We start from the raw sequence: 536 nt of genomic DNA, 5'->3' as shown, positions 1-536 counted from the left end.
TCCGGCTGTCTCGCCAACTCTTCCTCGAGCGCCGCGATCGACAGCGTCAGCTCACGTTTCTTTTTGCCGAACGTGTCCGGGTCTATTGTTCCATCGATCGCGAGATTGATCAGGCGATCCAGACGGCCTTGCTCATTTGCGTGCTGGAGCTTCAGCGCCTCGCTGCGTTGCGCATGTTCCACCATGCAGGGGTCGTTGGACCACGCTTGCTCAAGCGCCGTGGCATGCTCCTCCGTGATCTCGAGGCTGGATAGCTTGCTTTGGATCGCCGACTCCAACTGGTCTTCCCGGATAGTTTTTGTAGCGCAGGAAACGGCATGACAGCGATAATAGACCCGACCTTTCTGGCGTTCCGGGATCATAGGTCCGGCGCAAAGTCCGCATCGAAACAGACCTCGGTAGAGGTGATTGTGGTGCGTGCTGACCTTGCCATTGCGGCCTGATTTGATCGACTGTACCCGCGTGAACAAGGCGGCGGGCACGATCGGCTCGTGGAGTCCATCGTAACTTTTTCCGGTTTTGCGTACCTGGATTAG

1 pseudogene is annotated in these 536 nt (G+C 57.5%); it reads right to left on the bottom strand.

Annotation, left to right across the window (positions count from 1 at the left end):
• Positions 1-362 (bottom strand): annotated as a pseudogene (locus tag RXV88_RS23660) (zinc ribbon domain-containing protein); the annotation flags it as partial.
• Positions 363-536 lie beyond the last annotated feature (174 nt).

Source organism: Aestuariicoccus sp. MJ-SS9, assembly GCF_032586235.1.
Taxonomy (GTDB): Bacteria; Pseudomonadota; Alphaproteobacteria; order Rhodobacterales; family Rhodobacteraceae; genus Aestuariicoccus.
The sequence above is the reverse complement of the archived record's forward strand: the minus strand, read 5'-3'. Positions and strand labels throughout refer to the sequence as shown.